Here is a 26,665-nt window from a genome sequence, read left to right on the forward strand (position 1 = left end):
ACAGGAATGGACCGTCTGCGCGCACTGGAATGTTTTCGTAAAATCGCCGAACGCGGCACATTTGCCGCCGCCGCCCGCGAACTCAACATGACACCCGGCTCGATGACAAAACATATCAACGCGCTTGAAGATCAGCTTGGCGTGCAGCTGATCGCGCGCACCACGCGCCGCATGAGCCTGACCGAGGCGGGCGAAACCTATCTTGGCCGGATTACCGGCATCCTTGATGAAATGGCCGATGCCGATGAAACCGTGCGCGATCTTAACGACGGGCCGCGCGGACGGGTGCGCATCGCCGCCCCGATGTCGTTTGGCATCCGGCAACTGTCCCCGATGATTGCCGAAATGATCGATGCCTATCCCGAACTGACCATCGAACTTGAACTCAATGACAAGGTCGTCGATCTGGTGGACGAAGGATTTGATATTGCGCTCCGGGTCAGTGAATCGCTGCCCAATTCAAGCCTTATTGCCCGGCGATTATGCGGCTATTCCAGAGTCTTATGCGCAAGCCCCGCCTATATCGCCAAATCACCCCCGCTAACCCGGCCAGAGGATCTGTTGCACCACAACTGCTTTGTTTACACCAATGACAGCCGCCCGGGTTTCTGGACCTTCGTTGATGGTGAACATGAACGCAGCATTCAGGTCAAAGGCCGCTTTTATGTCAACAGCAGCCTTGCGAAGCGTGACGCACTGCTGCAAGGTTGCGGCATCACGCTGACACCGCGTCTGGTTGTCGACGATTTACTGCAAGATGGCAGGCTTGTCAGTCTTCTGGATGATTTCGCCCCGCGCGAGCTGGGCCTTTATGCTATATGTGCACCGCAACGTCATAAACTGCGTAAAATCAGAACCGTGATCGATTTCATGGTCCGGAAATTGCGCGTCAATAATGATCAGAGCATTCGATGACATCGCCCAAAACCATTTCGAAACGTCTTCTGGCATCGCTGCCCGTCCTTGGTGTTCTGACCATGGCAAACATCGCCCATGCCCAGCAAAACACCGCATCCGGTCCGCAATCGACCCGCACCCCCGATGATAAATGGGGGGTGTCGCTATCGGTTGAAAACGATCTGTTCACCAAAAACAATCAGGACCAGCATTACACCAACGGTGTCCGGCTTGCCTTCGTCTCCCCCGAAGACAGTGCGCCCGAACCGGTCTTGACCGCAGCCAAGGCCGTGCCGTTTTTCGCCTCGAACGGTCGTATCCGTACCAGCTACGCCATCGGGCAAAGCATGTTTACGCCAAACGACATCTCGATTGCCGAAAACCAGCCCGATGACCGCCCGTGGGCCGGCTTGCTGTATGGCAGTGTCGGGCTTCTGTCCGATACCGGATTGCAACGCGACGACGACAGCAACTATTCGCGGATCGACACCCTTGAACTGACCCTTGGCGTTGTCGGGCCTGCATCCTTTGCCGACAATACCCAGAAAGTCGTTCACGAAATGATCGACAGCCCCGACCCCAAAGGCTGGGACAACCAGATCCACAACGAACCGATCGTCAATCTGGCTTATGAACGCAAATACAGAAGCTGGTTCGAAGGCGATGTTCTCGGTCTTGAATATGACGCCACCCCGCATGCCGGTTTCATGCTGGGCAATGCCTATACCAATGCTGAACTTGGCACCATGTTCCGGCTGGGCTTTGACCTGCCGGGCGATTACGGCCCGCCGCGCATCCGCCCCAGCCTGCCGGGTTCGGATTTCTTTGTCCCCGACACACGCGGCTTCCCCGTCAGCGGCTATCTGTTTGCCGGGGCTGCCGGTCGCTGGGTGCTGCGTGACATCACCCTTGATGGCAACACGTTCCGCGACAGCAATTCCATCGACAAGGAACCGCTGGTTGGCGATCTGCAAATCGGCTTTGCCGTCATTGTCGGTCAGGCGCGCTTTACCTACACCCACGTCTATCGTACCGCCGAATTCGAAGGCCAGGACAAGGGCGATCAGTTCGGATCGCTATCCATGTCCGTCCGTTTCTGACGCCAGAATCGTATAATATTTTATACGAACCCGCCAAATTCCATCAATAAAGTATCAAAAACGATACTTTGTTAGTGACAAGTATCGTTTATTTTACTAAAATCAGCCATCAACAGCACAGTATAAAAGAAATTTTATAATGGCTCGATTGCGATACGGGATTGTGACATTCAAGGGCAATCGCGCAGGCATCCTGCGCGAAGAACCCGGTAATGCAACATCATTTGAATATGATCTAGGCTTTGATCACGACATTGCGTGCTGCCTGCCCGCCGCGCAACGCACACATTTCCATCCAAATGGCCTGCATCCGTTCTTTTCGCATCTCGGCCCCGAGGGCTGGCTTCGCGAACGCCAAAGCGCCTTTGAAGACTTGGACACCAACGACGATTTTGGAATTCTGCTTGCATTTGCAGGCGATTGCATCGGTGCGGTCGGCATTATCGACCCCGAAGCAAAACAGGATCGCAGGTTAAAAACATCAACCCTGTCCCCGATGGATCAGGCGGCAAATACGGAACGCACCATCAGCGGTGTTCAGGCAAAAATACTTTGCAATGAAACAGATGACGGAAAACTGCATCCGGCCAAGCAGGATGAACCGGCACCGATCATTGCAAAATTCTCCTCTGAAAACCTGCCCGATCTTGTCACCAACGAAGCCGGCACGATGGCGCTTTGCAAAACGCTTCTTCCCAAAGGCGAAGTCGCGCACACATGGCGCACCTTCGTCACCGGCATCCCCGATGCGGCCCTTGCGGTCCGGCGCTTTGATCGACAGGGTGCTGCCATGCAAACCAAACTGCGCTGCGAAGATTTTGCGCAAATTCTTGGCGTCACACCGGGCCGCGATCACCGTGGAAAATACAATGCGTCCTATGGCGATATTGGCCGGGCTCTCTCGTTTTCCAGTGCGCCGCTGATTGATGCAAGGCGCGCTTTTATCAGGCTCGCGGTTTATGTGCTTCTGGGCAATGTCGATTGCCACATCAAAAACTGGAGCCTCCTGGAAACGCCAAATGGCCTCAGATTATCCCCCGCATACGATGTTCTGAACGGGTATATCTATGGCGCTCAGGGATACACCACCCGCTTTGGCTTGCTGGTCAATGACCAACGCCTGCAATGGGAAAACTATGACCGGGACCTCCTGCTTCGGATCGCCCCGGAATTTGGCCTGCCGCGAAAGGCCGCCGAATCAGCCTTGAAACAGCTTTATCGCAAAAAAGAACCCCTGTTTAAAAACCTGAAAGACAGGATTCTGCTATCCGAAGAAAAATCGTTCCGCTACGCCAACACCGTCAAGGAAGCATGGGAAAGAATCTATGACTGAAAAGCTCCCGTCCCTTCAGGAACTCGGACGCCGCGTGCAGGAAGCCCGCAAACGGGAAAACCTGTCGCAGGTCGCCTTGGCCGAACTGATCGGCATCAGCCACGTCACGATTGTCCGCCTTGAAAAGGGCGAAGGCAATCTGCGGCTGGAAAACGCGTGGAAGGCGCTATCCGCCCTTGGTCTCGTCGATACCTCGTCTTCCGACAACACCTGATCCACATAAAAAACGGGGCCGCTTTGGCCCCGTTTTGCATTCATCTGACAGGTCGGGCGCTCTTAAAGCCCCGGAATAAGCTTGCCCGGGTTCATCAGTCCCTTGGGATCAATCGCCGATTTGATGGCACGCATCAGGGCAATCGTATCGGGGCCATGTTCGGCTTCCATGAAATCAAGTTTGCCATAACCGATGCCATGTTCGCCGGTACATGTCCCGCCCAGTTTAAGCGCACGTTCGACCATACGATCATGCAGGCGTTTGGCTTCGGCCATCTGTGCCGGATCTTCGGGGTCCAGCAGGATCAGGGTATGGAAATTGCCATCCCCTACATGGCCGACAATCGTACAGGTCAGCGGGCTGGCATCGCAATCGGCCCGCGTTTCGCGGATCGCCTCGGCCAGCTTTGAAATCGGCACACAAACATCGGTCGGCATGCCCGCCTTGCCCGGTTCAAGCTGAAGCGACGCATAATAGGCCTTGTGGCGCGCCGCCCAAAGCTTGTTGCGATCTTCCTGACGCGTCGCCCACTGGAATGCCTCCGCCCCGAATTCTTCGGCAACCGACTGAACAAACTCCGCCTGTTCCTTAACACCCGCTTCGGTGCCATGGAATTCGAAAAACAGGGTCGGCGCTTCCTTGTGATCGGTCTTGGAATAATTGTTGATCGCCCGGATTTGCATCTCGTCCAGAAACTCGATGCGTGCCACCGGAATACCGGCCTGAATGGTCAGGATCACGGTATCGACCGCTGCATCAACGCTTGGGAAGGCGCAAACGGCTGCCGACATCGCTTCGGGGATGCCATACAGCTTCAACCCGATTTCGGTAATCACGCCAAGTGTCCCTTCGGACCCGACAAACAGGCGTGTCAGGTCATAACCCGCCGATGATTTGCGCGCCCGGTTGGCAGTCTTGATGATCTTGCCATCCGGTGTCACCACCGTCAGGTTCAGGACATTGTCGCGCATGGTGCCATAACGCACCGCATTGGTGCCCGATGCGCGGGTTGCGGTCATGCCACCGATGGAGGCATTCGCGCCGGGATCAATCGGGAAAAACAGACCGGTATCGCGCAGATGATCGTTAAGCTGTTCGCGCGTCACCCCGGCCTGAACCCGGCAATCAAGGTCCTCGTTATTGACCTCAAGGATCCCATCCATCCGCGAAAGATCGATGCAGATCCCGCCGCGAAGGGCCGCGACATGCCCCTCAAGCGACGATCCGGTGCCAAACGGCACGATCGGAACTTCATACTGCGCGCAAAGGCTGACAACCTTCGCGACTTCTTCGGTCGAGGTGGCAAACACCACCGCATCGGGTGGGGACGCCGCGTGCCAGCTTTCATCCTTGCCATGCTGTTCAAGAACAGCAGCAGCGGTCGACAGGCGATCCCCCAGCAAATCGCGCAAGCTCGCGATCAGGCTTTCGGGGGTTTCAATGCGGTCATATTGACGATGGGACATGACGTTCCTCTTGGTCTTTGGTGGCAGCCTGCCGCTATCACGCGGTATCAAACGGGGCGCATGCCCGGCAGGTCAAAATCTGGCCCCAGCCTAATCCGATACATTCAAAATTGGTATTACCTTTTGCCGCGAAATGCAAAAAACCGCCCGTAACGTCACGGGCGGTTTTGCAAATCCGGTCACGATATCCGCCTGTCTCAGACGCCAAGTGCTTCCTTGACCGCGGCCAGTCCGTCGCCGCCATCCTTGGTGGTCACCCCCTCAAGCCACGCATCAAGAACCGACGGATCTTCTTTCAGAAGCTTGGTCGCGGCATCATTGGGTGCCATGCCGTCATTGATGATCAGCCCCATCATGGTGTTTTCCATATCAAGGGTGAAGCTGACATTATCAAGCAACTTGCCGACATTCGGGCAGGCCTTGGCAAAGTCGCCACGCACCAGCGTATAGACATCCGCCCCGCCGTAATTCGGGCCGAAATACTCATCCCCGCCTTCAAGATAGGTCAGATCAAACTGGTTGTTCATCGGATGCGGTGCCCATGCCAGGAACACGATCCAGTCCTTGCCGCGCTCAAGGCGCTTGGCCTGTGCCAGCATCGCCTGTTCGCTGCTTTCGACAAGTTCCCAGCCCTCAAGACCGAAATCACCGGAATCGATCATTTTCTGGATCAGCTGATTGGCCGGTGCGCCCGGCTCGATCCCGTAAATCTTGTGATCGAATTCATCGCCATGCTTGCCCAGATCGGCAAAGCTTTTGATGCCTTCGGCGGCAACATATTCCGGCACGGCAAGCGTGAATTTCGCCCCCTTCAGGTTCACACCCAGATTTTCAATGCCGCCCTTTTTCTCGGCCGCATCGACAAATTTCTGCTGGGCGGGCATCCAGTTGCCCTGAAACACGTCAACTTCCCCGGCACCAAGCATTTCAAAGGTCACCGGCACGGAAATGGTTTCAACCTTCTGCTCGTAACCAAGTGCTTCAAGAACCACACCGGTCAAGGCATTGGTCGATGTGATATCGGTCCATTGCGGATCGGAAAACACCACCGTATCGCATTCCTGCGCATGGGCCGCGCCCGTCATGGCAATGCTGCCCAGAATAATGGCCGTTGCCCCCGCCGCCATCATTCCCCGTCGTCCCGCAAAACTCATGAAATTCTCCTGACTATTATAATTGGTTTTCGATCCGCGCCACCGCGCAGTTGATCCATCTGCACTTGATCCACCGGCACCTGGTCCACCGGCACTTGCTCCAAACGCCGGATCACACAGCAAGTTCCGCGATCTGCCCTTGGCATTCACAGAAATGATAGGTATCGCCGTCATGGATGGATATCGCCAATTCTTGCCTATCGGAATTCCTGTGTGAAGGCCGCTTGCATCGATCATTGGTATCAATATAATTCATATCATGAAATTCCATCACATCCCCTCGCCGCATGCCCTGATCGCGTTCGAAGCCGCCGCCCGCTGCGCAAGCTTCACAGCCGCCGCGCGCGAAGTGGGTGTGGGCCAGCCCGCCGTCAGCCATCAGATCACCGCCCTTGAAGAACAGCTTGGTCATCCGCTGTTTCGCCGCAAACATCGCGGCGTGTCGCTGACCCGCGCCGGGCAGGAACTGTTTGACTGCATTTCGGTCGCATTCGGGCAGATCGACCGCACGGTGGAACGCATCAAAACAAGGCGCTCGGCCCGGCTCAGTGTCGGCACCGACTTTGCCTTTGCCTCCTTTATCCTGATGCCGCATCTGCCGGAATTCATCGCCCGCCACCCCGATATCGAGGTCAATGTCGTCACCAACCAGACCGGGCGTTTTACCGCCGACCAGAATATCGATATCGAAATATCGTTTGATCATCACCGCCCCGAAGACGTGATGCTGATCCCCGAACAGGTCACACCGGTTTGCAGCCCCACCCTGCTTGAGGCCCGCGGCCATCCGAAAAACATCGCCGATCTGCGCCATTATCCGCTGATCCATCTCGATGATGAAATCGACCATCGCTGGTTTAACTGGGAAAGCTGGCTGCGCACCGCCGGGGTTCGGGAAACCGGCCCGCTTTACGGCCACCGGTTCAATACCTATCTGCTGGTCCTGTCGGCCACCCTGTCGGGGCAGGGCGTGGCGCTCGGCTGGACCGCCCTGTTGCAGCAGCACCTTAAAACCGGGCAGCTCGTCACCCTTGGCGATGTCACGCTGGGCTCGGACCGGGGATATGTCCTGTCCTGCCGGTCAAACACCCACCGGCAGGAACAGATCAATGCCTTTCTGCGCTGGATGCGCGAACTGGTTGCGCAAACCGCCACCTAACCCTTGTTGCGATCCTTTGGCAGGGCTGCGGCAATCCGGTCGGCCAGCCTTGCAAACGGCAATGTCTGCAACCACACCGTTCCCGGCCCTTCCAGGGTCGTGACAAAAAGCCCCTCCCCACCGAAAAGCGCATTGGTAAAACCGCCAATGAATTTGATCGAATAATCAATCGATGGCGTCATGGCGACAAGTGCGCCGGTATCGACACGCAATGTCTGGCCTGCCTGCAAATCCTTGCGAATGATCGTGCCGCCGGCATGAACAAATGCCAGCCCGTCACCGCGCAACCGCTGAAGGATAAAGCCCTCGCCACCAAATAATCCCGCGCCAAGTTTCTTGGAAAAGGCGATATCGATATCAATGCCCGATGCCGCGCATAAAAACGCATCCTTCTGGCAAATGATCTCGCCGCCCAGTTCCGGCAAATTCATCGGCACCACCTTGCCCGGATAGGGGGCGGCAAAGGCGACATGCCCCTTGCCCGATCCTTCATGCACGAAACTGGTGATAAAGAATCCCTCGCCGGTCAGCATCCGCTTGAAGCCGGAAAAAATCCCGCCGCCCGTGCCGGTCTGCATGGCAATGCCGTCCGACATATACATCATCGCCCCGGCTTCGGCGCGCACCCCCTCGCCCGGATCAAGTTCGATCTCGACAAGTTGCATTTCCTCGCCATGGATTTTGTAGTCGATCACGTCTGCCATTCGGGGCGTCTCCATTTGTATTATGCAAAAAACTACACTGGATCTTTCATTCGGCTCCAAACCGAGGGTTCGATGTCTTCATTCAGCCCCCAAAAGCGTAACTGACTTTCGACCGCGTCGTCCGTAGGATCCAGTGGAACAGCTTCACTGTCAAAGCGGGCATATTTAAAGAAATTCGAAGCATGAGCGTGAAGTTTTGTAGCATCAATTATTGCGTCTGCAATACTTTCATCAAGACCGAATGCCACCAACTTACGTGGCTCTGGCGCTAAGTCTCTAAGCATCGCAGCCTGTATTTGATATCGCGAAATCAGAGACCGAACAGCGATGCGAATGTCGTCATCGGCAGTTTCAACGACGTCTCGCAAAACACTAATTACGTCGTCAGAAATTAGAGGCTGCTCCCGGTCAGGCACCTCTTGCCAGTAAGATTTGGCATATAAAATACACGCCATCGAGTATCCACACATCTTACTAAGCGCCAATGGCATCACACTTCTAGCGGCCTCCAACCGTCGGAGCCTCTCCTCCTTATGCAATAAATCTGCCTGCTTGATCTGCTCCCGATGAGACAAATCCGCTTGTTTAATCTGCTTATTAATAATCCAAATCGTACCAAGAGCTGCCAAAGCAGCCATCAGCCCTGCGACCAGCGTCTCATGTGCGTAAACCCAACAAAGCACTGCATGCCTCCCCACCTTTAAAAGTGACATAACGAGCTTAACGCACCATGCACTTGTAAAAACACCCAAATCGCACGAGGATAAGCTGATCAAGGGCAAGCCGGAGCAACCGGTGAACACTAGATCAGGCTCAAGGCATCTTCGTCGCGTCTTCTGGCTGCTGCCATTGCTGGCCGCACTCCTGTCTTCCTGCGCCCCGCGCGATCCCTATCAGTTCAATATCTGCCGCCTCGCCCTGCCGGGGATCGAGGATGCAGATAAACAGATCCGCCTTGTCACCCGATTTGACGAAACCTCTGACGGCAACGCGATCACGCTGCGCTATCAGTTGCTCGCCCCCGGCGAAATCCCGCTACCATCCACCGAAACCCACGCCATCACCTGCCATTTCGAAACCGCCACCAAGCCCAACACACCCACCAACCTTTATGCGATTGAAACAACCCGCCTTGGCCCGGTGTCCGATGCGCATATGGTTCTGCTCAAACGGTTCTGGATTGAACGGGTCGGGCGCAGCGCACTCGAAAACTATATCGATCCCGAAAGCCACGGCCTGCGCGCCGATGTGCCCGATATCGGCCTGCCGTCGGCCTATGCGCTTCAACTGGTGTTAAGCGGCCTGTCACGCGGCGCGATTTACGGGTTGCTGGCCCTGTCCTTTACCCTGATCTATGGCCTGATCGGGCGGATCAATCTTGCCTTTGGCGAGGTGGTGATGACCGCTGCCCTTGGCACCATCATCACAAGCCTGTGGATTTCAGGCATGGTCGGCTGGCTGATCCCGGTGATGGTGGTCGGATCGGTCGTGATGGCGGCCTTTATCGGATCGGGGTTAAGTCACCTGACATGGCGCAATGTGTTCGGGCCGCTGGGTCGAAAGGCCGCCAAGGAACAGGCAAACGGACGGGCGATGATTGTCGCATCACTTGGCTGTGTGCTGGTCATTCAGGAATTTATCCGGATTGTCATATCAGCACGCAATTTCAATCTGCCGCCGATCTGGCAGTTTTCCGTGCCCCTTCTGCGCGGTGATCATTTCGTCGTCCGCCTGCACGGGTTCGATATGCTCGCCATTGGCGGGGCGGTTATGGTTGCGGGCGTTCTGGCCTGGATCATGGGCAAAACCACCTTTGGCCGGAACTGGCGCGCGATCAGCCAGGATCGTCTGGGGGCCGCCCTTTGCGGGGTGTCGCTTTCGCGGACCGAATCCCAATCCTTTGTTCTGGCGGGATTTTTATGTGGTCTGACCGGTGCAATGCTGGCCCTTCGTTATGGTGTCATTAATTTTCACAGTGGTACGCTTTTCGGGTTCAAGGCACTGACTGCCGCCATCCTCGGGGGAATTGGCCGGATGCGCGGTGCGTGGCTGGGCGGGTTATTGATCGGTTTGACCGAAACATTATGGTCGGGATATTTCGGCGGGGCCTATCGCGATGTGGCGGTTTTCGGGCTTCTGGCGGCGACCCTCGTGCTGCGCCCTCAGGGGATTTTGGGGATAAATGACAGACATGACAGCTTGTTCTCCGCACGAAACGGACAAATATAAAAGGAACGGACCCCTGAAGCGTCTGGTCACGTCGCTTGGGGCGCAAAGACCGGAACCATCAGGGAAATGGAGGGACCGAGGGCGTCAGGATATGGTGCAGTTCAAGACCCGCGACTGGCTTGCCGATGATGATGCCATCGCGCCGTCACTTGAAAAGTGGCAGCGTGCGGTCGATCTGATGACCGAACTTCTCGGTGCCAGTGCCGGTTTCATTGTCGAATATAATGACCGGCTGGGTTACCGCGCCGCGATCACCAGCACCAATGACGCCAATCCCTATGCCGGATGCGACAGCACCGTCACCGGCCTGGACACCAACATCTTCTGCCGACAGGTCATCGCGCAGGGCGGCAGTTTTTACGAACCCGATGCGCGCGGCAAATCCGAATGGGCCGACAACCCGGAACTGACCGAGGACGGCTTCTGTTCCTATTTCGGGGTGCCGGTCACATGGTCGAACGGCACGATCTTTGGCACGATCTGTGTGTTTGACTGCAAACCCACCCAATATTCCGACACCCTGCAAAAACTGATCGAAACCATCCGTGACCTGATCGAAGCCGACCTTCGGCTCTATGAACAGTTTCAGATCATGCGCAGCATCTCGCTTTCCGATCCGTTGACCGGGCTTAACAACCGCGCCGGGTTTGAAATGCTGGCCCAGCAGAAAATCCGCATCGCCAAACGCTATCACCATCATATCGGCCTGATCTTCATCGATCTCGATGACATGAAACACTGGAACGATGATTATGGCCATGCCGCGGGGGATGCCGCACTCAAGGCCGTGGGCGCGGCCATCACCGCCTCCATCCGCGAGGTCGATATCTGCGGGCGGATCGGCGGCGATGAATTTGCCATTCTGGGCTATGTCCGCAATCGCGGCGATCTGACCACCATCATCACCCGCATCCGCAATGTGCTGCAAACGACCAGAATTTCGGTACCGGGATCAAAAAAACCGATCCACGAAACCCCGAAAATAAGCGCCGGCGCCTCGGTCTTTTTCGAACCGGTCAAGGAAAGCCTCGAAGAAATGATGGATATGGCCGACCGCGAAATGTATCGCGACAAAAACCGCAAAAAATAAATCGCCTTTTTACAGTCCCTTGTGTGCCACATCACTGCACGTGACCTCAAAAAATGCGACTTTCACCCAAAGTTCAACCTGTGCTGTGGTGACATTCAGACACACCTTTGGTATGAGCCTCCCACGAAAGTCAGGATCAGACTCAAAACGTGACAACAGCCCGAAAACCCGCATGTTCCGGGCACCGACTATCGCCTGAAAAGACGTAACAATAAAAAGACAACGAGCCACGAATGCAGATCCGCAAAGGCACGGCCAACGACCTCCCCTTCATCCGCGACCTTACCAAACGCGCTACCGATTCAACCTATTTCATCGAAGGCATGGGCGATGCCGCGACCGCAACGGTTGCCCGCTATGTCGATATGTCGACCGGTGTGTTTGAAAACGCGCTTTCAAGCGACAATCACGGCGTCATCGTCGCAACCCAGGGCGACAACCTGCTGGGCTATGTCATTGTCATCCATGACAATCCCGAAATCGACTGGATCATGGTCGACCCGGCGGCACATGGGATGGGCGCGGGCAAGGCATTGATGATCGCAGCCCTTGATGCGCTGGCCGAACGCAAACCGCATGCGACCGTCAAACTCTCCGTCGTCGCGCACAACGAACGCGCCAAGGCGTTCTACCGCAAATTCGGCTTCCTCGTCACCGGCCCGATCCCGGGGCGCGATATCCCGACCGTGGAAATGCAGCGGGCGGCGTGATCGCTACGCACGACAACAGCTTGACGAACAGCCGCCGGATTGGCATTTTGGCGGCGAACCTTTATCGGAGCTTTTATGTCAGAGTCCCGGCACAGTCGCTGATCGCGGCTTGACCAAAATCTGAACGCAACCATCAATTCCGGTCGTCAGTTTCATCCTTCCGGCCGCTGATCAGCAGATCGGGTTGTCCCTGCCTTAAGACGCAGGCACGCCACCGGCACCTTTGTGCCCGTCCCGATCGGAAAAACTTCTGACTGACAGTTTTCCGGACTTACGACAGTGAATATCTCGAAAAATGAACAGCGCGTTTTGCACGCGCTGGCACAAGGCGGCCTGATCAAGGTGATCAAGGACGAAAAAAACCGGGTCTGCCAAGCCGACTGCATCACGCGCGACGGCTGGTTCCTGACCGCATGCAATATCGACATTTTCAAGAAACTGCGCAAACGCCGCCTGATCCGATCAAGCGGCGGGGCTCCCTATCGCATCACGCGAGAAGGGCTCGAAGCAGTCCGTGCGGAATTATCCCAACGCTAGAAAAACCAAAGCCCGACTGGTTTTCCGGTCGGGCTCACGCTCTCCCCCTCACATGTGAGACAGAATGCTCAAAAGCCCACAGGTCGTCACCGGTGGGCTTTTTGGAACTTCAAGCAAAAACTTACCAGCTCTTTGCTTCTTCATAGGCTTCCGGGTAGACAAAAAGAAAGGCATTCACGACATTCTCAAGTCGCGTTTCTTCCTTGAAATTGACGTTTCTGGCTTCGCAACCGTATTTCTCGACACTCACCAAGTCGATATCTCTCTTCCAGTCATTTTTCACATACTGGTTTACAAGAAACTGCGTCGCTTTGCGTTTGACGACCTTGGCATTTTCTGCTGACAAATCGGCACGTTCCTGCAATGTCAGACCGTCGAAATTTTCATAACATTTGAAATCGAACGACACGGACGCCAACGAATGTGGACGTCCGGTTTCACCCTGCCAGAAAACATTTACCGGCGTTGACGTAACCTCGGCAATCGGCCCTGCGGTTAAGTCCAAGTCAGGCGCGCTCTGTCGGGCACATGCCGAAACCAGAACAGACAGACAAACAATCGCTGCCACACGAAACAATAAAACTCGACTTTGCACCATTTCACCAAAACTCTGCACGTACTGAAAACATCTTCCGCTTCGGCAAACTGCGTCAGACGGAACATATCGATCCCTACCCTCAATGATTGATGATCCCAGTGACAGTGATCACTTTTTGGTGAATTTTCTTTTGATGTGAAACATGCCCGCAACGAGAACGTTGAGCTTCGTTCTCTGTTTTCACACTCTGGCCCTGCCATCGTCTGGGAAAAGCAGATATTTTTCACGGACACGCAGTCATGCCGAACCTGACGACCTCATTCCAGACAATCGTTGGCAACTATAAAAGCTCTGCGACGAAATTGTTCACTTCAGACATGCAGAAGCGTGTCGATAGCAACCTTGCCAGCCTGTCGACACAGATGACGGAACTCGACAATGCATCCGCTGCCACCCACGGCAAAGCATTGCCTTCCCCCCAACAGGCCGCAAAGACGCTGGCACAGGCCACCTCGGCGGTTGAACTGTCTCTGAACGCGCTGGAACAGCTTTTTTCAAGCCTCCGACGCGAAAGGCAGACCTTCATAAACAACAAGGCTCTTGTCGAACAAAAGGCCCTTTTTGCAACCGACAAAGTCCAGTCCGAACTCGATCAGAAACTTTTGGCGTCCATGCGAAACCTCGCCAACTCCATATTGTTTGCAAATGGCCAGAACTACCTTCCGCCACCCAAAACAATTATCCGATCGAAAGAAGACCTTCTGGCCGTTGACACCAGCAGTTTCGAGGCGTGGCTCGCGGGTTTTGCCGCGCAGTTCCGTTGACCAAGGGCACAATACCCTTCTATTTCCCCGGGAGATCGCAATGCCATATGTTGAACGAACAGACGTCATCATTTCCGACACCGAAGTCCTGATCAAGGCAATCGCAAAATGGCAACGCGACAATAACACCAATGGCTTTGGTCTGACGGGCAACAATCCCGGCACCGATCTGATGAATATCCTCATGGATATGATAGCCGATCTGCCTGCAACTGTTCAGGCTGGATACAATCTCAGGTTCCCTGATATGACGACCGGACCAAAGGTTCTGTCGCTGATCAAGGCAACCTTCTATGCCTATGCCCGGCATGTGCATAGCGGTGGCCCGAACATCGACATCGCGGCCAACGAAGTCGATATCACCGATCCCGGTTATGGCCTGTCATGCACTGATTTCGTCAAATATGTGTTTCTGATGCTCCGGCTGCTTCTGGTCAGCAGCGCACTTAGCCTCGAAGGTGCAATTGCCATTGCCGTCGCCTTCCTGACATGGCACGCCACCGCAGTCGGCGAACAGGACAACCATTCCGAACTGTATGTAAACATCGCCGGAATGGCGACGCAGTTTGTTCTCTGGATCGCGGGCTGGTTCGCGCATGGTTGCTTGCGGGTTGAATGGCAAAAAACCCAAACCATCGCGGACAAGGCAAGCTTCATCGCAAGTCAGGTCGGCACGGTTGCCGCCGCGGCCTCAATGGGTGCGCTGGCCTATTTCGGCACAGAGGCGGACGCATCCGACGAAATCGGCATCATGCTCTTTGTCCTGATTGGTGTTGTTCTGCTTCAAAACAACAAACCTGCAATCTTGCAGATCGGCAAAGGCATCGATGTGCTGATCCACATCATCTTTGCCCTGCTCAGTCTTGTGGGATGGTTCTTGGGAGGCGGAGTGGCTTTTACTCGATATCTACCAAGAAGGCCAGTAGGTGTACCAATGCCTATTCAACCATGACACAGAATATTCAAAAGCCTGCCCGCCGGGTCGCGAACATAAAACCGTTTCACACCCCAAGGCTCGACCGCCGGGCCGTATTCGATCTCGAGCCCGGCTTCCTTGATCCGCGCCATCATCTCGTCCACGTCATCAACCTCAATCGAAAGATCGGGCACCGGGGTGCCGGAACCGCCTTCGGTCGCGAAGCTGACCTGCGGCATGACATTCTGCCTTTCGGCGGCAAAGGTCGCGATCCAGCCGTGATCCATCACGCAATCAAGGCCAAGGACATCCTCGTAAAACGCCCTGACCTTTGCGATATCATCGACGGCAAAGTTCGAAACGATGCGTTTGACGGCCATGGGATGCCTCCTGCCTTAATGCCTCCTACTGTGCTGCCCGTTCCCCCGCGATATTCGCATGGCGTTTGAACGGCCCGAACGGGATTTCCTTGGGCGCAAAGGTTTCCGCCGATGCCCTGTCCCAGCGCGAATACCAGTCATGCAGCCCCTCGATCTCCGGCCCGCCGGACACAAGGAACCCTTCGGGCAGGTAGGGATAGGCTTCGTTGCCGTCAAGGAATTCGTTGTCCTTCTGGCGCACCATGAAGTGATAGGGCATGAAATTGCGCGGATCGGTCAGGCCCGCCGCCCCGGTAATTTCGGCCAGCGCATGCATGGTATTATGGTGGAACCGCGCCACCCGGTCGCTTTTATCACCCACATTAAGGGCCCGCTGGCGCAGCGGGTCCTGTGTTGCGATGCCGACCGGGCAATGGTTGGTATGGCATGACTGCGCCTGAATGCAACCCAGCGCAAACATATACCCCCGCGCCGCATTGCACCAATCGGCCCCCAGTGCGAGGGTTTGGGCAATATCAAACGCCGAAACGATCTTGCCCGCCGCCCCGATCTTGATCTGATCACGCACACCGGCACCCCGAAGGGCATTATGAACGAATGTCAAACCCTCGCGCATCGGCATGCCGACCCGGTTGGCAAATTCCACCGGGGCTGCCCCCGTGCCGCCTTCCTTGCCATCGACCACGATGAAATCGGGCAGAATACCGGTTTTCAGCATCGCCTTGACGATGCACATAAACTCGCGCCGATGCCCGATACACAGCTTGAAGCCGACCGGCTTGCCGCCCGAAAGATCGCGCAGTTTCGCGATGAATTCCATCAGGCCGACGGGGGTGGAAAACGTGCTGTGCGCGGCCGGCGAAATGCAATCAATCCCCATCGGGATGCCGCGTGCCTCGGATATTTCCGGGGTGATCTTGGCGGCAGGCAACATGCCGCCGTGGCCTGGCTTGGCCCCCTGGCTCAGCTTCACCTCGATCATCTTGACCTGCGGGTCGGATGCGGTTTCGGCAAAGCGTTCCTCGGAAAAAGTGCCATCATCATTGCGGCATCCGAAATAACCCGACGCCACCTGATAAATCAGATCCCCACCACCTTCGCGGTGATAGCGGCTGATGCTGCCCTCGCCGGTATCATGGGCAAAACCACCCTTTTTCGCCCCCTTGTTCAACGCCAGAATGGCATTGCCCGATAACGAGCCAAAACTCATCGCCGAAATATTATAAAGGCTGGCGTCATAGGGCTGCTTGCAGGCCGCCCCGCCCACCCGCACGCGAAAATCGATATCGGTGATGCTGGTCGGCGTGACCGAATGGGTCAGCCACGCATAGCCGGAACCATACACATCCTCGATCGTGCCAAACGGGCGCTTGTCCTCGACCCCCTTGGCACGCTGATAGACAAGCCCGCGCGACTGGCGGCTGAACGGCACCTCATCCTGATCGCTTTCGATCATATATTGCCGGATTTCCGGGCGGAAACTTTCAAGGATAAACCGGATATGCCCGCTGACCGGATAGTTGCGCAGGATCGAATGCCGGGTCTGGCGCAAATCAAACCAGCCAACCACCATCAACGCGCCAAAGATCACCACCGGCACCCAGAACCAGACATCGACCACGGCGGCACAGATCAACGAGGCAAAAGTCAAAAGCGTCACACCGGCCAGAACCGCATAACGCTGATTCAAAATCAGAAACTTCACAGTGATCCATCCCATCCAATGGTGCGGGGAGTGTTGAAGGGCATTACAATGCTGAACTTTTTTCGCGCGACGATACGCGTACTGTCTTGTGACTCTCAGCGGATTTCGGATCACGCCGCATACGGGCATACAGCACCGTCGGCTCCTGCTTCATGGTATGAATGGCTATTCTGACAGCGGGTGAAACAGGTGTATGACCGGATTTGAAGTTTTTAACCTGGCTTAACTTGTATCCAAGTGCCTGCCCGACCTGTTCATTGGTCAGCTTGAACCGCTTCTGGAAATCTTCAATCAAAGCCCGTCCGTCTTCTTCGGCCTGCTCATCGGCAATCCGCGCAAGATTTTCGGCACTATAATCAAGGCCGTTTTCCCACGCGACGCCATGCCCCCAATTGATCACACCCACCTTTGCAAAGGCATCGGGATCATCGGCAAACACGGCAAAATGACGTGACAGGGTTACCAGGCCGGAAAGGTCGGCCTGCTGTTCAAACCCGCCATCCCACTGAAGCAAAAGCGTGAATGGCCTGTCCGTTGTTTTGACTGCTGCAAGGCGTTTCATCATCGCACCTGTCATCCGTTATAGTCCTGCCAGATTGCCATCAACCGGTCGCGGTTATCAGCAACGTAACTGCTGGCCTGTCGTGTGACCTTGCCGGGCAGATCCCCGGCGAAAATTTCGGCATCTTCAATCCTGATCTTGGCAGAAAAATCGGGACCAATCACATGTATATGGGGCGGATTATGATCGCCGAAATACATATAGATTTTAAAACTGCCGAAATCCTCGATGGTCGGCATATTCCCCCCGATTTATACCCCACTTAATATAGGCCAAAAATTGGCCCCTCGCAAGATGAACAAAAAAACCGCCGGTTTCCCGGCGGCTGCAAGTCTGACAGGGAGCATCCTGTCGGGAACACCCCATAATGAGGGGCGGGTGTTCCCGAATGTCCTGTCGCTCTGAGTGTTATGATCAGGCTTTGCCGTAACCGCCGCCACCCGGCGTCTCGATGATGAAGACATCACCGGGATACATTGTGGCGCCATCCGTACCCTTAAGTTCCTCGACCGTGCCGTTGGTGCGCTCGATCGCATTGCGGCCAAGCTTGCCCGGCTCCCCGCCGCCAACGGCCTGAACCGGCACGCGACGGTGGTTTGACAGGATCGATGCGGTCATTTCTTCAAGGAAGCGCACCCGGCGCACCGTGCCGTCCCCGCCCTTGTGTTTGCCGGCCCCGCCGGACCCTTTGCGGATGCCAAAGCTTTCCAGCAGAACCGGGAAGCGCCATTCAAGGACTTCCGGGTCGGTCAGACGCGAGTTCGTCATGTGCGAATGCACACCCGACGTCCCGTCATAATCCGGGCCCGCACCGGTCCCGCCACAGATGGTTTCGTAATACTGGTGCGTATCATTGCCCCAGGTGAAGTTGTTCATCGTACCCTGCGCACCCGACATCACGCCAAGGGCGGCATACAGCGTATCGGTGACATGCTGCGATGTTTCAACGTTCCCGGCAACCACGGCGGCCGGATAACGCGGGTTGAGCATCGATCCTTCCGGCACGATCAGATTGACCGGCTTCAGGCACCCGGCATTCAGCGGAATGTCATCATCAACAAGCGTTCTGAAGACATAAAGAACCGCCGCCCTTGTTACCGCCGATGGGGCGTTGAAGTTGTTATCAAGCTGATCGGACGTACCGGTGAAATCAACCGTGGCCGAACGGGTTTCCTTATGGATCGTGACCTTGGCTTTCACCACCGCGCCATTATCCATTTCGTAAGCAAACTCGCCGTCTTTAAGCACATCAATCACACGGCGAACACTTTCCTCGGCATTGTCCTGCACATGGCCCATATAGGCATGCACAACATCAAGCCCGAAGTGATCGACCATCTTGCGCAGTTCCTGCACGCCCTTTTCATTGGCGGCAATCTGCGCACGCAGATCGGCGATGTTCTGATACGGGTTACGCGCCGGATATTTCGCACCTTCCAGAAGCGCGGTCAAACCGGCCTCGTCAAATTTGCCCTGATCAACCAGTTTGAAATTGTCGATCAGAACGCCTTCTTCCTCAAGAATACGGGAATTTGGTGCCATCGAGCCCGGAGTGATCCCGCCCACATCGGCATGGTGGCCACGCGATGCGACATAGAACAGGATTTCCTTGCCATCATCGCCAAACACCGGCGTGATCAAGGTAATATCGGGCAGGTGCGTACCCCCGTTATAGGGATCGTTGAGCATATAAACATCGCCGGATTTCATTTTCCCGGCATTGTTTTCCATGACAGCCCGAACAGACTCACCCATCGATCCAAGATGGACCGGCATATGCGGTGCGTTGGCAATCAGAAGACCTTCCTGATCAAACAGCGCGCACGAGAAATCAAGCCGTTCCTTGATGTTGACCGAATATGACGTGTTGGCAAGCGTGACCCCCATCTGTTCGGCGATATTCATGAACAGGTTGTTGAACACCTCAAGCATCACCGGATCGGCCTGCGTGCCAATCGCTTCCGACCGTTTGAGCGGCACAACACGCGTCAGCACAAGATGATCCCGACCATTGACCTTGGCCTCCCAGCCCGGATCAAGAACGGTGGTGCCGACCGGCTCGACAATCACCGCCGGGCCGCGCACCGTCGCACCGGGTTTCAGATCTTCGCGTTTATAGAACGGCGTATCTTCGGATTTGCCATCAAACACCACCTTGCGGGTGGCAAGCGGATCGGGTCTGACGCCATCCTTGGCAACTTCGGTTTCGGCATCGGGCAGGCCTTGGGTTTCGCCAATCGCCTCGACCGCGACGGCTTCCACCACCAGCGGCTTTTCATCCATGACAAAGCCGTAACGCTGCTTGTGCTGTTCTTCGAACTGCGCCTTGATCGAGGCAACATCACCGAAATCAACGATCAACGGATTATCCGTGCCGTCATAACGCAGATGCAGCTTTTTCAGCATGCTGATCTTGGCATCGGTAATGCCCTGCTCATGCAGCTCACCACGTGCTTCGGCGGCCAATGCCTCAAGGCTTTCATCAAGCCCGGCAAGGGCAGACGTTTCAAGCTTCGCCTCAACCGCCTGTTCGCGCATTGCGCGGATATCGGCAAGCCCCATGCCATAGGCCGACAGAACACCGGCAAACGGATGGACAAACACGCGTGTCATGCCCAGCGTATCGGCCACCTGGCAGGCATGCTGCCCGCCGGCCCCGCCAAAGCATTGCAGGATGTAATCCGTCACGTCATAGCCACGCTGAACCGAAATCTGCTTGATCGCGTTGGCCATGTTTTCAACCGCGATCCGAAGGAACCCTTCGGCGACTTCTTCAGGGGTGCGCACCTGTCCGGTGGCGTCCTTGATCTTAAGCGCCATGTCGGCAAAGCCCGCCTTGACCGCATCCGCGTCAAGCGGCTCGTTGCCTTCGGGGCCAAACACATTCGGGAAGAATTCCGGCTGCACCTTGCCCAGCATGACATTGATATCGGTCACCGCAAGCGGCCCGCCACGGCGATAGGCCGCCGGTCCCGGATTGGCACCGGCACTGTCTGGACCAACGCGGAAACGCGCCCCATCGAAATGCAGGATCGACCCGCCACCGGCCGCAACCGTATGGATTTTCATCATCGGCGCGCGCATGCGCACACCGGCAACCTGGGTTTCGAAATCGCGTTCATATTCGCCGTCATAATGCGAAACGTCGGTCGATGTGCCGCCCATATCAAAACCGATGACCTGATTGAAGCCATCCATTTCCGCGGTCCGCACCATGCCGACAACACCGCCCGCCGGGCCGGACAATATCGCATCCTTGCCCTGGAACTTGGCGGCATCGGTCAACCCGCCATTGGACTGCATGAACATCAGCTTCACACCGCCAAGCTCGCCCGCGACCTGATCAACATACCGGCGCAGGATCGGCGACAGATAGGCATCAACAACCGTGGTATCGCCGCGCGATACCAGTTTCATCAACGGGCTGACCTGATTGCTGACCGATACCTGGGTAAAGCCGATCTCACGTGCGATTTCGGCGGCTGCATTTTCATGTGCGGTATAACGATAGCCATGCATGAACACGATGGCACATGCCCGGATGCCGTCATCAAAGGCGGCCTGCAAGTCACGGCGCAGGTTTTCACGATCAAGGGCTGTCAGTTCCGCGCCCTGCGCGTCAAAGCGGCCATCGGCCTCGATCACGCGCTCATAAAGCATTTCCGGCAGCTTGATATTGCGATCAAACAGCTTCGGGCGGTTCTGATAGGCAATGCGCAATGCATCGCGGAAACCGGTCGTCGTCACCAGAACCGTGCGGTCGCCTTTGCGTTCCAGAAGCGCATTGGTCGCAACCGTCGTGCCCATCTTGACGGCTTCGATTTTCTCGGCCGGGATTTTCTCGCCCGCCGGAACTTCAAGCAGCTCACGAATGCCCTGAATGGCGGCATCGGCATAACGTTCCGGGTTTTCCGACAGCAGCTTGTGCGTCAGAAGGCTGCCATCGGGTTTGCGCGCGACGATATCGGTAAAGGTACCGCCACGGTCGATCCAGAACTGCCATTTCGGCTGTCCAGTCGTCTGATCAGTAGTCTGCGAAGCGGGCGAATTTTGGGTGTGCGAAGCCATGATGCTTACTCCTTCAGCATCGTATTCAAACAAATCTTGCGAATGCGCCGACCGTTAAACGGCGCGGGTCAGCCGTTCATTTTCTGCGGAAGCCAGGTGGCGATTTCGGGGAAGACCGTAATCAGCAAAACCGCCAGCAAAAGCAGGAAGAAGAACGGCAGGGAAGCCAGTGCAATGGAAAACAGGTTTTTGCCTGTCAGCCCTTGCAGAACGAAAAGGTTGAAACCGACCGGCGGGGTGATCTGCGACATTTCGACCACCAGCACCACATAGATGCCAAACCACAAAAGATCGATCCCGGCGGCCTGCACCATCGGCAGGATCACCGACGTGGTCAGAACCACCACCGAAATCCCGTCAAGGAAGCAGCCCAGCACGATAAAGAACACCGTCAGCGCGGCAAGCAACGCATAGGGCGAAAGGTTCATTTCCGCGATCCATGCCGCAAGCTCGCGCGGAATGCCGGTAAAGCCCATGGTGACGGTCAAAACCGCCGCCCCGGCAAGGATGAAACCGATCATGCACGATGTGCGCGTCGCCCCCATCAGGCCGTCGATAAAGCTCGCCCGGTTAAGCGACCCGCTGATGGCGGACAGGATCAGCGCACCGACCACGCCAAAGGCCGCGGCCTCCGTCGGGGTGGCAATCCCGCCATAGATCGACCCGATCACACTGGCAATCAGCACAATCACCGGGATCAGGCGGCCAGACGCCCGGACCTTTTCCATAAAGCCCATATCCGGCCCGGCAGGCGGCATCTTGTCCTTGTTCGCCGTCGCCCAGATCATGACAAAGCCCATGAACAGGATGATCAGCATCGCACCGGGCAGGATGCCGGCAATGAACAGGCGCGCAATCGAAAGCTCGGCCGAAACGCCATACACGATCAGGATGATCGATGGCGGGATCAGAAGCCCAAGCGTCCCTGACCCGGCCAGCGTGCCAAGGATCAGCCTGTCGGCATAGCCCTGCTTGCGCAGTTCCGGGATCGACATCCGGCCAATCGTGGCCGCCGTCGCCGCCGACGAACCCGATACGGCGGCAAAAATGCCGCAGCCCAGAATATTGACATGCAGCAACCGCCCCGGAAGCTTGTTCAGCCAAGGTGCCAGGCCGGTAAACATATCCTCGGACAACCGCGACCTAAACAGGATTTCACCCATCCAGATAAACAGCGGCAGCGGCGCCAGCGACCAGCTTGCCAGCCCCGACCACGCGGTCGTCGCGATGATCGGTCCGGTCTGCGCGCTGGTGAAAAATTCAAGTCCGATGACACCGACCGCAAATAACGACAATGCCACCCAAAGCCCCGCCCCCAGAAACAGGAACATCAACCCCATAAGGATCAGGCCGATTTCAAGTACTTCCATGACCGTCCCCCTATTCCGTCAGTTCGCTGGTTTCGCGCGTGGCAAAGACGGGCGCACGACCGCGCGCCACATCAAACAATGCTTCAAGCATGGCGATGGTAAAAACAATCAACCCGAACGCCATCGCCGCTTGCGGGATCCACAATGGAAAGGCCAGAACACCGGGCGACGTATCGCCATAGGAAAAACTTTCCTCGGCCAGCACGGCCATCCAATAGGCGAAATACCCGCCAAGAAAACTTGCCAGCGCCAGCGTGATGCTCTCGATCCCCCGGCGCAAACCGCCCTTAAGGTGCGATAACACAATCAGAACCCGGATATGGGTGCCCGCCCGAAGGGCCGGACCAAGTGCGAGGAACGTCCCCGCCGCAAGCGAGAACCCGGCAAGCTCGTTGGCATCATGCACGGCAATTCCGACAAACCGGCCCAGCGACGAGGCCAGGATCAGCAATGCGATGGCAACCAGAAAAATGGCTGCTAACCCCGCACTGAATTTGAACAAATAATCTAATGATCTGCGCACAGCAGTCCCCTTTCCGCCCGCGGGATTTCCCAGTGGTGGCTGACAATACGGACAGTCATATCATGAATTTCGGCGGGGCGTCCCGATCCGGGCGTCTTCACCCGGATCGGAAAAGTCGGTTCGTCGCTTACTTTTTATAAGCGTCGATGATGGCGGCACCGGCATCACCGGCTTCTGCCTGCCAATCGGCAACCATCTGATCGCCAACCTTGGCCAGACCGGATTTCAGCGCGTCGCTCGGGGCGGCAACATTCATGCCGTTATCGGCCAGAACCTTTTTCTTCTCGTCGGTCTCGGCCATGCTCATTTCCCAGCCACGCGTTTCGGCTTTGGCGGCGGCGTCCATGACGGCTTTCTGTACTTCCGGCGACAGACCGTCAAATGCCTTGGCATTGACGATCACCATGTTTTTCGGAAGCCATGCCTGAACGTCATAGAAGTTTTCGACAAAGTCCCATGCCTTGGAATTCGCACCGGTCGAGGGCGAGGTCATCATCGCTTCGACAATGCCGGTCGCAAAGGCGGTCGGGATTTCCGGCACTTCAACCTGGGTACCGACCATGCCGGTCAGGTCTGCCAGTTTCGACGTTGCCGAGTTATAGGCGCGGAACTTCATGCCTTTAAGGTCTTCGACCGAATTAACCGGCTTTGCGGTATAAAGACCCTGTGCCGGCCATGCGACCGCATAAAGAACCTTAAGGCCATCACCGGCCAGTTTTTCTTCAATCGCCGGGCGCGATGCATCCCAAAGCTTTTTGGCTTCGTCATAGCTGGTCGCAAGGAACGGGATCGCGTCAACGCCGTAAATCGGGTCTTCATTCGACAAAAGCGAAATCAGGGTTTCACCCGCCGGAACCAGACCGCGCTGCACCGAACGCTTGATGTCGGGGTGCTTGAACAGCGAACCACCGGAATGAACGGTGATGTCAAGCTCACCGCCGGTCGCTTCTTTCACGTCCTTGGCAAATTCGATGATGTTCTGGGTGTGGAATGTCGCGTCCGGATACGGGGTCGCCATATCCCATTTTTCGGCGGCCATGGCAAAACCGGCCGACATCGTGATTGCGGCAACTGCGACGGTGGAAAGTGCCTTTTTAAGCATCAGTCAAGTCTCCCTGTGTGTGATGAGGCCGACATGCATTTTTTCGCGCATCTCGTGACTCCGAAGTAGCCTCCCAACAGAACGGTCACATTTTACTGATAAATTGTCAATGTTATTTCATGGCTGATATGCAAAATGCGGGAAACGACGCAGGATATTTTATCGGCATTGACCCGCCAGAGCGCGCCATCAATATGATATTCCTCGATTTATGGCCGTGTGCTAGGCTCCGCGCAAATAACAAACAGGGAGAAAGCCCGTGCATGATCTTTCGGGGAAATCAGTCTGGATTACTGGTGCCGGAAGCGGCATCGGCGAGGCAATCGCAAAATCGCTTGCCGCGGCGGGCGCGCATGTCGCCCTGTCCGCACGGCGCGAAGAAACACTTCAGCAGGTCGCAGACACGATCAGGTCAGAGGGCGGAAAGGTCGAAATCCATCCGCTTGATATCAGCAACAGCGATCAGGTCGCGGACGCCGCGCGCAACATTCAGGCGTCCATGGGCAAAATCAATGTCCTGATCAATTGTGCGGGCATGAACACCCCCAAACGGCATTGGCGCGATCTTGATATTGCCGACTGGCACCGCATCGTCGCGGTCAATCTCAATGGTGTGGCGAACACGGTTTGCGCAACCCTGCCCTTCATGCGTGATCAACAGGACGGGTTGATCATCAATATCGCGTCATGGGCGGCAAAGCATGAATTCCCCGTCGCGGGCCCGGCCTATGTCGCGTCAAAACGCGGCGTTGTCGACCTGTCGCACAGCATCAATCAGGAAGAAATGCACAACAATATCCGCTGCTGCTGCATAAGCCCCGGCGAAGTCGCCACCCCGATCCTTGACCAACGCCCCGTCCCGATCAAAGAAGACGAACGCGCCCTGATGCTAAAACCCGACGATCTGGCCGACATGGTCGCCTATGTCGTCGCCGCCCCGGCACGGGTTTGCTTCAACGAAATCATCATGTCCCCGACCCATAACCGAACCCTTCTGCCGCAGCCCTAAAACGCAGACATGAAAAAGGCAGCCCCGATACCCATCGCGCTGCCCTTTGTCTGCTCTTCAGAAACTCTGGAAGTCAATCACATCGCACTGGCCGCGCGCGATGCCTGATCATACACGCCCGAAATCGCGCGCAGCGTCTTGGCCACATCGCCGACTTCCTCGTGATTAACACCCAGTCGCTGGAACGTCTCCACCAGACAGGCTTCGCGCACCTCGCGGTATTTCTCGCACATCGCGCGGCCGTCCTTGGTCGTCGAATAATGCACTTCCTTGCCGCGCTTGATCCCGTCAACCAGTCCCAGCTTGCGCAGCTTCTTAAGCGAATAATTCACCAGATGGCTGTCTTCGACATTCAGAACGAAACAGACCTCCGACAGGCTTTTTTCCCGCTCGCGTGAATTGACGTTATGCAGAACAAGGATATCAAGAACCGAAACATCGGGCATGCCCGCCGCCCGCATGCACCGCACCATCCAGCGGTTAAACGCATTGCCCGACAGGATCAGGGCAAATTCAAGCTCGGAAAGCTCGGCCGCGCGTTCCGAAACAAGATGTGACGATGATACGATACGTGGTTTGTCGGTCCGTGGTGTGTCGGTCATGCGGCGTTCCTGAAATCCCGGTGTTAACTTTCGCGATGCGCTTTGCGGCATTCACTTATACGCTTTGTCGGGATTTTATCGCAAAAAAAGCAGCCCGGACAAGGCCAGGCTGCACATTAATGTCGACATTTCACCATCAAAGTGATCGCATGCGTTCCAGGAACCCGTCAATCTGGCCGCGCAAATGACCGCTTTGCGTGCCAAGATTATCGGCCGAACCATGCACGTCATTGGCGGCAACATTGGTTTCGGCAACTGCTGCCGATACGCCCTGCATGGCGGCGGATATTTCCTCGGTCCCGGCGGCGGCCTGTTCGACATTCTGCGAAATCTCGCTGGTCGCGACCGTCTGTTGTTCGACTGCGGCGGCAACGGCCGATGCCCGTTCACTGATGTCGGAAATCATCCGCACGATTTCATCAATCGCCTCAACCGCCAATCCGGTCGCCTGCTGGATACCGTTAATCTGGCTG

General features: G+C 56.2%; 27 protein-coding genes. 12 read left to right on the forward strand and 15 right to left on the reverse strand.

The features are described from left to right. Window positions 1-6 precede the first annotated feature (6 nt). From TH3_RS15805 to TH3_RS15820, 4 genes are all read left to right on the forward strand, one after another. Window positions 7-915 carry a LysR family transcriptional regulator gene (locus TH3_RS15805; RefSeq protein ID WP_007089692.1) on the forward strand — a complete coding sequence of 303 codons (909 nt, stop codon included), beginning with the start codon at window positions 7-9 and terminating at the stop codon, window positions 913-915. After that, window positions 912-1,997 (forward strand): lipid A deacylase LpxR family protein, encoded by a 1,086-nt coding sequence (locus TH3_RS15810; RefSeq protein ID WP_007089693.1) that lies wholly within the window; start codon window positions 912-914, stop codon window positions 1,995-1,997. The genes TH3_RS15805 and TH3_RS15810 overlap by 4 nt, the downstream gene beginning before the upstream one ends. Before the next feature lie 139 nt (window positions 1,998-2,136). Continuing rightward, a complete protein-coding gene (locus tag TH3_RS15815) occupies window positions 2,137-3,330 on the forward strand; it encodes a type II toxin-antitoxin system HipA family toxin (RefSeq protein ID WP_007089694.1) in 1,194 nt (397 codons plus the stop codon). After that, window positions 3,323-3,544, forward strand: coding sequence for a helix-turn-helix transcriptional regulator (locus tag TH3_RS15820; protein WP_007089695.1), 222 nt, complete (start codon window positions 3,323-3,325; stop codon window positions 3,542-3,544). Before TH3_RS15815 ends, TH3_RS15820 begins: the two co-directional genes overlap by 8 nt. A gap of 62 nt (window positions 3,545-3,606) precedes the next feature. Here the strand turns inward: TH3_RS15820 and TH3_RS15825 are convergent, their stop codons facing one another. Next, window positions 3,607-5,010 carry an FAD-binding oxidoreductase gene (locus tag TH3_RS15825; protein ID WP_007089696.1) on the reverse strand — a complete coding sequence of 468 codons (1,404 nt, stop codon included), beginning with the start codon at window positions 5,008-5,010 and terminating at the stop codon, window positions 3,607-3,609. Between the two features lie 197 nt (window positions 5,011-5,207). Continuing rightward, the gene (gene choX, locus TH3_RS15830) at window positions 5,208-6,164 is read right to left on the reverse strand and encodes a choline ABC transporter substrate-binding protein (protein WP_040061115.1); all 957 of its coding nucleotides are present in this window, start codon (window positions 6,162-6,164) and stop codon (window positions 5,208-5,210) included. Window positions 6,165-6,423: 259 nt separating this feature from the next. Here choX and TH3_RS15835 point away from each other — a divergent pair, with 259 nt between their 5' ends. After that, complete coding sequence (locus tag TH3_RS15835; RefSeq protein WP_007089698.1) at window positions 6,424-7,323, forward strand: LysR substrate-binding domain-containing protein; 900 nt, start codon at window positions 6,424-6,426, stop codon at window positions 7,321-7,323. On the opposite strand, the gene TH3_RS15840 is transcribed toward TH3_RS15835, so the two are convergent. Both TH3_RS15840 and TH3_RS15845 read right to left on the reverse strand, forming a co-directional pair. Further along, window positions 7,320-8,027 (reverse strand): TIGR00266 family protein, encoded by a 708-nt coding sequence (locus TH3_RS15840; protein WP_007089699.1) that lies wholly within the window; start codon window positions 8,025-8,027, stop codon window positions 7,320-7,322. The two genes, TH3_RS15835 and TH3_RS15840, sit on opposite strands and share 4 nt — an antisense overlap. 32 nt (window positions 8,028-8,059) lie before the next feature. Beyond that, window positions 8,060-8,665: a hypothetical protein gene (locus TH3_RS15845; protein ID WP_139328263.1), complete on the reverse strand. Its 606-nt coding sequence runs from the start codon at window positions 8,663-8,665 to the stop codon at window positions 8,060-8,062. 157 nt (window positions 8,666-8,822) lie between these two features. Between TH3_RS15845 and TH3_RS15850 the strand changes: the two genes are divergently transcribed. The 4 genes from TH3_RS15850 to TH3_RS15865 all read left to right on the forward strand — a co-directional run bounded on the left by TH3_RS15850 (window position 8,823) and on the right by TH3_RS15865 (window position 12,593). Further along, the gene (locus TH3_RS15850; RefSeq protein WP_139328262.1) at window positions 8,823-10,256 is read left to right on the forward strand and encodes a branched-chain amino acid ABC transporter permease; all 1,434 of its coding nucleotides are present in this window, start codon (window positions 8,823-8,825) and stop codon (window positions 10,254-10,256) included. A gap of 91 nt (window positions 10,257-10,347) precedes the next feature. Further along, a complete protein-coding gene (locus TH3_RS15855; protein ID WP_007089702.1) occupies window positions 10,348-11,346 on the forward strand; it encodes a sensor domain-containing diguanylate cyclase in 999 nt (332 codons plus the stop codon). A 233-nt stretch (window positions 11,347-11,579) separates the two neighbouring features. Continuing rightward, window positions 11,580-12,056 carry a GNAT family N-acetyltransferase gene (locus TH3_RS15860; protein WP_007089703.1) on the forward strand — a complete coding sequence of 159 codons (477 nt, stop codon included), beginning with the start codon at window positions 11,580-11,582 and terminating at the stop codon, window positions 12,054-12,056. Window positions 12,057-12,335: 279 nt separating this feature from the next. Next, window positions 12,336-12,593 carry a YjhX family toxin gene (locus tag TH3_RS15865; RefSeq protein WP_007089704.1) on the forward strand — a complete coding sequence of 86 codons (258 nt, stop codon included), beginning with the start codon at window positions 12,336-12,338 and terminating at the stop codon, window positions 12,591-12,593. 121 nt (window positions 12,594-12,714) lie between these two features. Here TH3_RS15865 and TH3_RS15870 read toward each other — a convergent pair whose 3' ends face one another. Beyond that, on the reverse strand, window positions 12,715-13,098 hold the full coding sequence (locus tag TH3_RS15870; RefSeq protein ID WP_007089705.1) for a hypothetical protein: 384 nt from the start codon (window positions 13,096-13,098) through the stop codon (window positions 12,715-12,717). A gap of 332 nt (window positions 13,099-13,430) precedes the next feature. Between TH3_RS15870 and TH3_RS15875 the strand changes: the two genes are divergently transcribed. After that, window positions 13,431-13,955 (forward strand): hypothetical protein, encoded by a 525-nt coding sequence (locus tag TH3_RS15875; RefSeq protein ID WP_007089706.1) that lies wholly within the window; start codon window positions 13,431-13,433, stop codon window positions 13,953-13,955. 40 nt (window positions 13,956-13,995) lie between these two features. Continuing rightward, window positions 13,996-14,907, forward strand: coding sequence for a hypothetical protein (locus TH3_RS15880; RefSeq protein ID WP_007089707.1), 912 nt, complete (start codon window positions 13,996-13,998; stop codon window positions 14,905-14,907). On the opposite strand, the gene TH3_RS15885 is transcribed toward TH3_RS15880, so the two are convergent. The 8 genes from TH3_RS15885 to TH3_RS15920 all read right to left on the reverse strand — a co-directional run bounded on the left by TH3_RS15885 (window position 14,898) and on the right by TH3_RS15920 (window position 24,581). Then, window positions 14,898-15,251, reverse strand: a complete 354-nt coding sequence (locus tag TH3_RS15885) for a VOC family protein (protein WP_007089708.1) — start codon at window positions 15,249-15,251, stop codon at window positions 14,898-14,900. The two genes, TH3_RS15880 and TH3_RS15885, sit on opposite strands and share 10 nt — an antisense overlap. Window positions 15,252-15,276: 25 nt before the next feature. Then, complete coding sequence (locus tag TH3_RS15890) at window positions 15,277-16,956, reverse strand: FMN-binding glutamate synthase family protein (RefSeq protein ID WP_007089709.1); 1,680 nt, start codon at window positions 16,954-16,956, stop codon at window positions 15,277-15,279. Window positions 16,957-16,999: 43 nt separating this feature from the next. Beyond that, on the reverse strand, window positions 17,000-17,521 hold the full coding sequence (locus TH3_RS15895) for a DUF2442 domain-containing protein (RefSeq protein WP_167710584.1): 522 nt from the start codon (window positions 17,519-17,521) through the stop codon (window positions 17,000-17,002). Between the two features lie 8 nt (window positions 17,522-17,529). Beyond that, window positions 17,530-17,757, reverse strand: a complete 228-nt coding sequence (locus TH3_RS15900) for a DUF4160 domain-containing protein (protein WP_007089711.1) — start codon at window positions 17,755-17,757, stop codon at window positions 17,530-17,532. Between the two features lie 175 nt (window positions 17,758-17,932). Next, window positions 17,933-21,586 carry a hydantoinase B/oxoprolinase family protein gene (locus tag TH3_RS15905; protein WP_007089712.1) on the reverse strand — a complete coding sequence of 1,218 codons (3,654 nt, stop codon included), beginning with the start codon at window positions 21,584-21,586 and terminating at the stop codon, window positions 17,933-17,935. A gap of 68 nt (window positions 21,587-21,654) precedes the next feature. Then, window positions 21,655-22,956: a TRAP transporter large permease gene (locus TH3_RS15910; protein ID WP_007089713.1), complete on the reverse strand. Its 1,302-nt coding sequence runs from the start codon at window positions 22,954-22,956 to the stop codon at window positions 21,655-21,657. Between the two features lie 10 nt (window positions 22,957-22,966). Then, window positions 22,967-23,479, reverse strand: a complete 513-nt coding sequence (locus TH3_RS15915; protein WP_007089714.1) for a TRAP transporter small permease — start codon at window positions 23,477-23,479, stop codon at window positions 22,967-22,969. A gap of 127 nt (window positions 23,480-23,606) precedes the next feature. Beyond that, window positions 23,607-24,581 (reverse strand): TRAP transporter substrate-binding protein, encoded by a 975-nt coding sequence (locus tag TH3_RS15920; protein WP_007089715.1) that lies wholly within the window; start codon window positions 24,579-24,581, stop codon window positions 23,607-23,609. A gap of 259 nt (window positions 24,582-24,840) precedes the next feature. Between TH3_RS15920 and TH3_RS15925 the strand changes: the two genes are divergently transcribed. Then, on the forward strand, window positions 24,841-25,590 hold the full coding sequence (locus TH3_RS15925; RefSeq protein ID WP_007089716.1) for an SDR family oxidoreductase: 750 nt from the start codon (window positions 24,841-24,843) through the stop codon (window positions 25,588-25,590). Window positions 25,591-25,667: 77 nt separating this feature from the next. Here TH3_RS15925 and TH3_RS15930 read toward each other — a convergent pair whose 3' ends face one another. Together TH3_RS15930 and TH3_RS23340 are read right to left on the reverse strand one after the other, a co-directional pair. Continuing rightward, the gene (locus tag TH3_RS15930) at window positions 25,668-26,192 is read right to left on the reverse strand and encodes a winged helix DNA-binding protein (protein WP_007089717.1); all 525 of its coding nucleotides are present in this window, start codon (window positions 26,190-26,192) and stop codon (window positions 25,668-25,670) included. A 136-nt stretch (window positions 26,193-26,328) separates the two neighbouring features. After that, complete coding sequence (locus TH3_RS23340; RefSeq protein WP_007089718.1) at window positions 26,329-26,631, reverse strand: hypothetical protein; 303 nt, start codon at window positions 26,629-26,631, stop codon at window positions 26,329-26,331. Between the last annotated feature and the right edge of the window lie 34 nt (window positions 26,632-26,665).

Origin of the sequence: Thalassospira xiamenensis M-5 = DSM 17429 (assembly GCF_000300235.2) — a bacterium.
Classification (GTDB): Bacteria; Pseudomonadota; Alphaproteobacteria; order Rhodospirillales; family Thalassospiraceae; genus Thalassospira; species Thalassospira xiamenensis.

Coding starts and splice junctions, on each gene's coding strand:
- TH3_RS15805 (WP_007089692.1), top strand. CDS start 7: ATGGACCGTCTGCGCGCACTGGAATGTTTTCGTAAAATCGCCGAACGC.
- TH3_RS15810 (WP_007089693.1), top strand. CDS start 912: ATGACATCGCCCAAAACCATTTCGAAACGTCTTCTGGCATCGCTGCCC.
- TH3_RS15815 (WP_007089694.1), top strand. CDS start 2,137: ATGGCTCGATTGCGATACGGGATTGTGACATTCAAGGGCAATCGCGCA.
- TH3_RS15820 (WP_007089695.1), top strand. CDS start 3,323: ATGACTGAAAAGCTCCCGTCCCTTCAGGAACTCGGACGCCGCGTGCAG.
- TH3_RS15825 (WP_007089696.1), bottom strand. CDS start 5,010: ATGTCCCATCGTCAATATGACCGCATTGAAACCCCCGAAAGCCTGATC.
- choX (WP_040061115.1), bottom strand. CDS start 6,164: ATGAGTTTTGCGGGACGACGGGGAATGATGGCGGCGGGGGCAACGGCC.
- TH3_RS15835 (WP_007089698.1), top strand. CDS start 6,424: ATGAAATTCCATCACATCCCCTCGCCGCATGCCCTGATCGCGTTCGAA.
- TH3_RS15840 (WP_007089699.1), bottom strand. CDS start 8,027: ATGGCAGACGTGATCGACTACAAAATCCATGGCGAGGAAATGCAACTT.
- TH3_RS15845 (WP_139328263.1), bottom strand. CDS start 8,665: ATGGCTGCTTTGGCAGCTCTTGGTACGATTTGGATTATTAATAAGCAG.
- TH3_RS15855 (WP_007089702.1), top strand. CDS start 10,348: ATGGTGCAGTTCAAGACCCGCGACTGGCTTGCCGATGATGATGCCATC.
- TH3_RS15860 (WP_007089703.1), top strand. CDS start 11,580: ATGCAGATCCGCAAAGGCACGGCCAACGACCTCCCCTTCATCCGCGAC.
- TH3_RS15875 (WP_007089706.1), top strand. CDS start 13,431: ATGCCGAACCTGACGACCTCATTCCAGACAATCGTTGGCAACTATAAA.
- TH3_RS15880 (WP_007089707.1), top strand. CDS start 13,996: ATGCCATATGTTGAACGAACAGACGTCATCATTTCCGACACCGAAGTC.
- TH3_RS15885 (WP_007089708.1), bottom strand. CDS start 15,251: ATGGCCGTCAAACGCATCGTTTCGAACTTTGCCGTCGATGATATCGCA.
- TH3_RS15895 (WP_167710584.1), bottom strand. CDS start 17,521: ATGATGAAACGCCTTGCAGCAGTCAAAACAACGGACAGGCCATTCACG.
- TH3_RS15900 (WP_007089711.1), bottom strand. CDS start 17,757: ATGCCGACCATCGAGGATTTCGGCAGTTTTAAAATCTATATGTATTTC.
- TH3_RS15905 (WP_007089712.1), bottom strand. CDS start 21,586: ATGGCTTCGCACACCCAAAATTCGCCCGCTTCGCAGACTACTGATCAG.
- TH3_RS15910 (WP_007089713.1), bottom strand. CDS start 22,956: ATGGAAGTACTTGAAATCGGCCTGATCCTTATGGGGTTGATGTTCCTG.
- TH3_RS15920 (WP_007089715.1), bottom strand. CDS start 24,581: ATGCTTAAAAAGGCACTTTCCACCGTCGCAGTTGCCGCAATCACGATG.
- TH3_RS15930 (WP_007089717.1), bottom strand. CDS start 26,192: ATGACCGACACACCACGGACCGACAAACCACGTATCGTATCATCGTCA.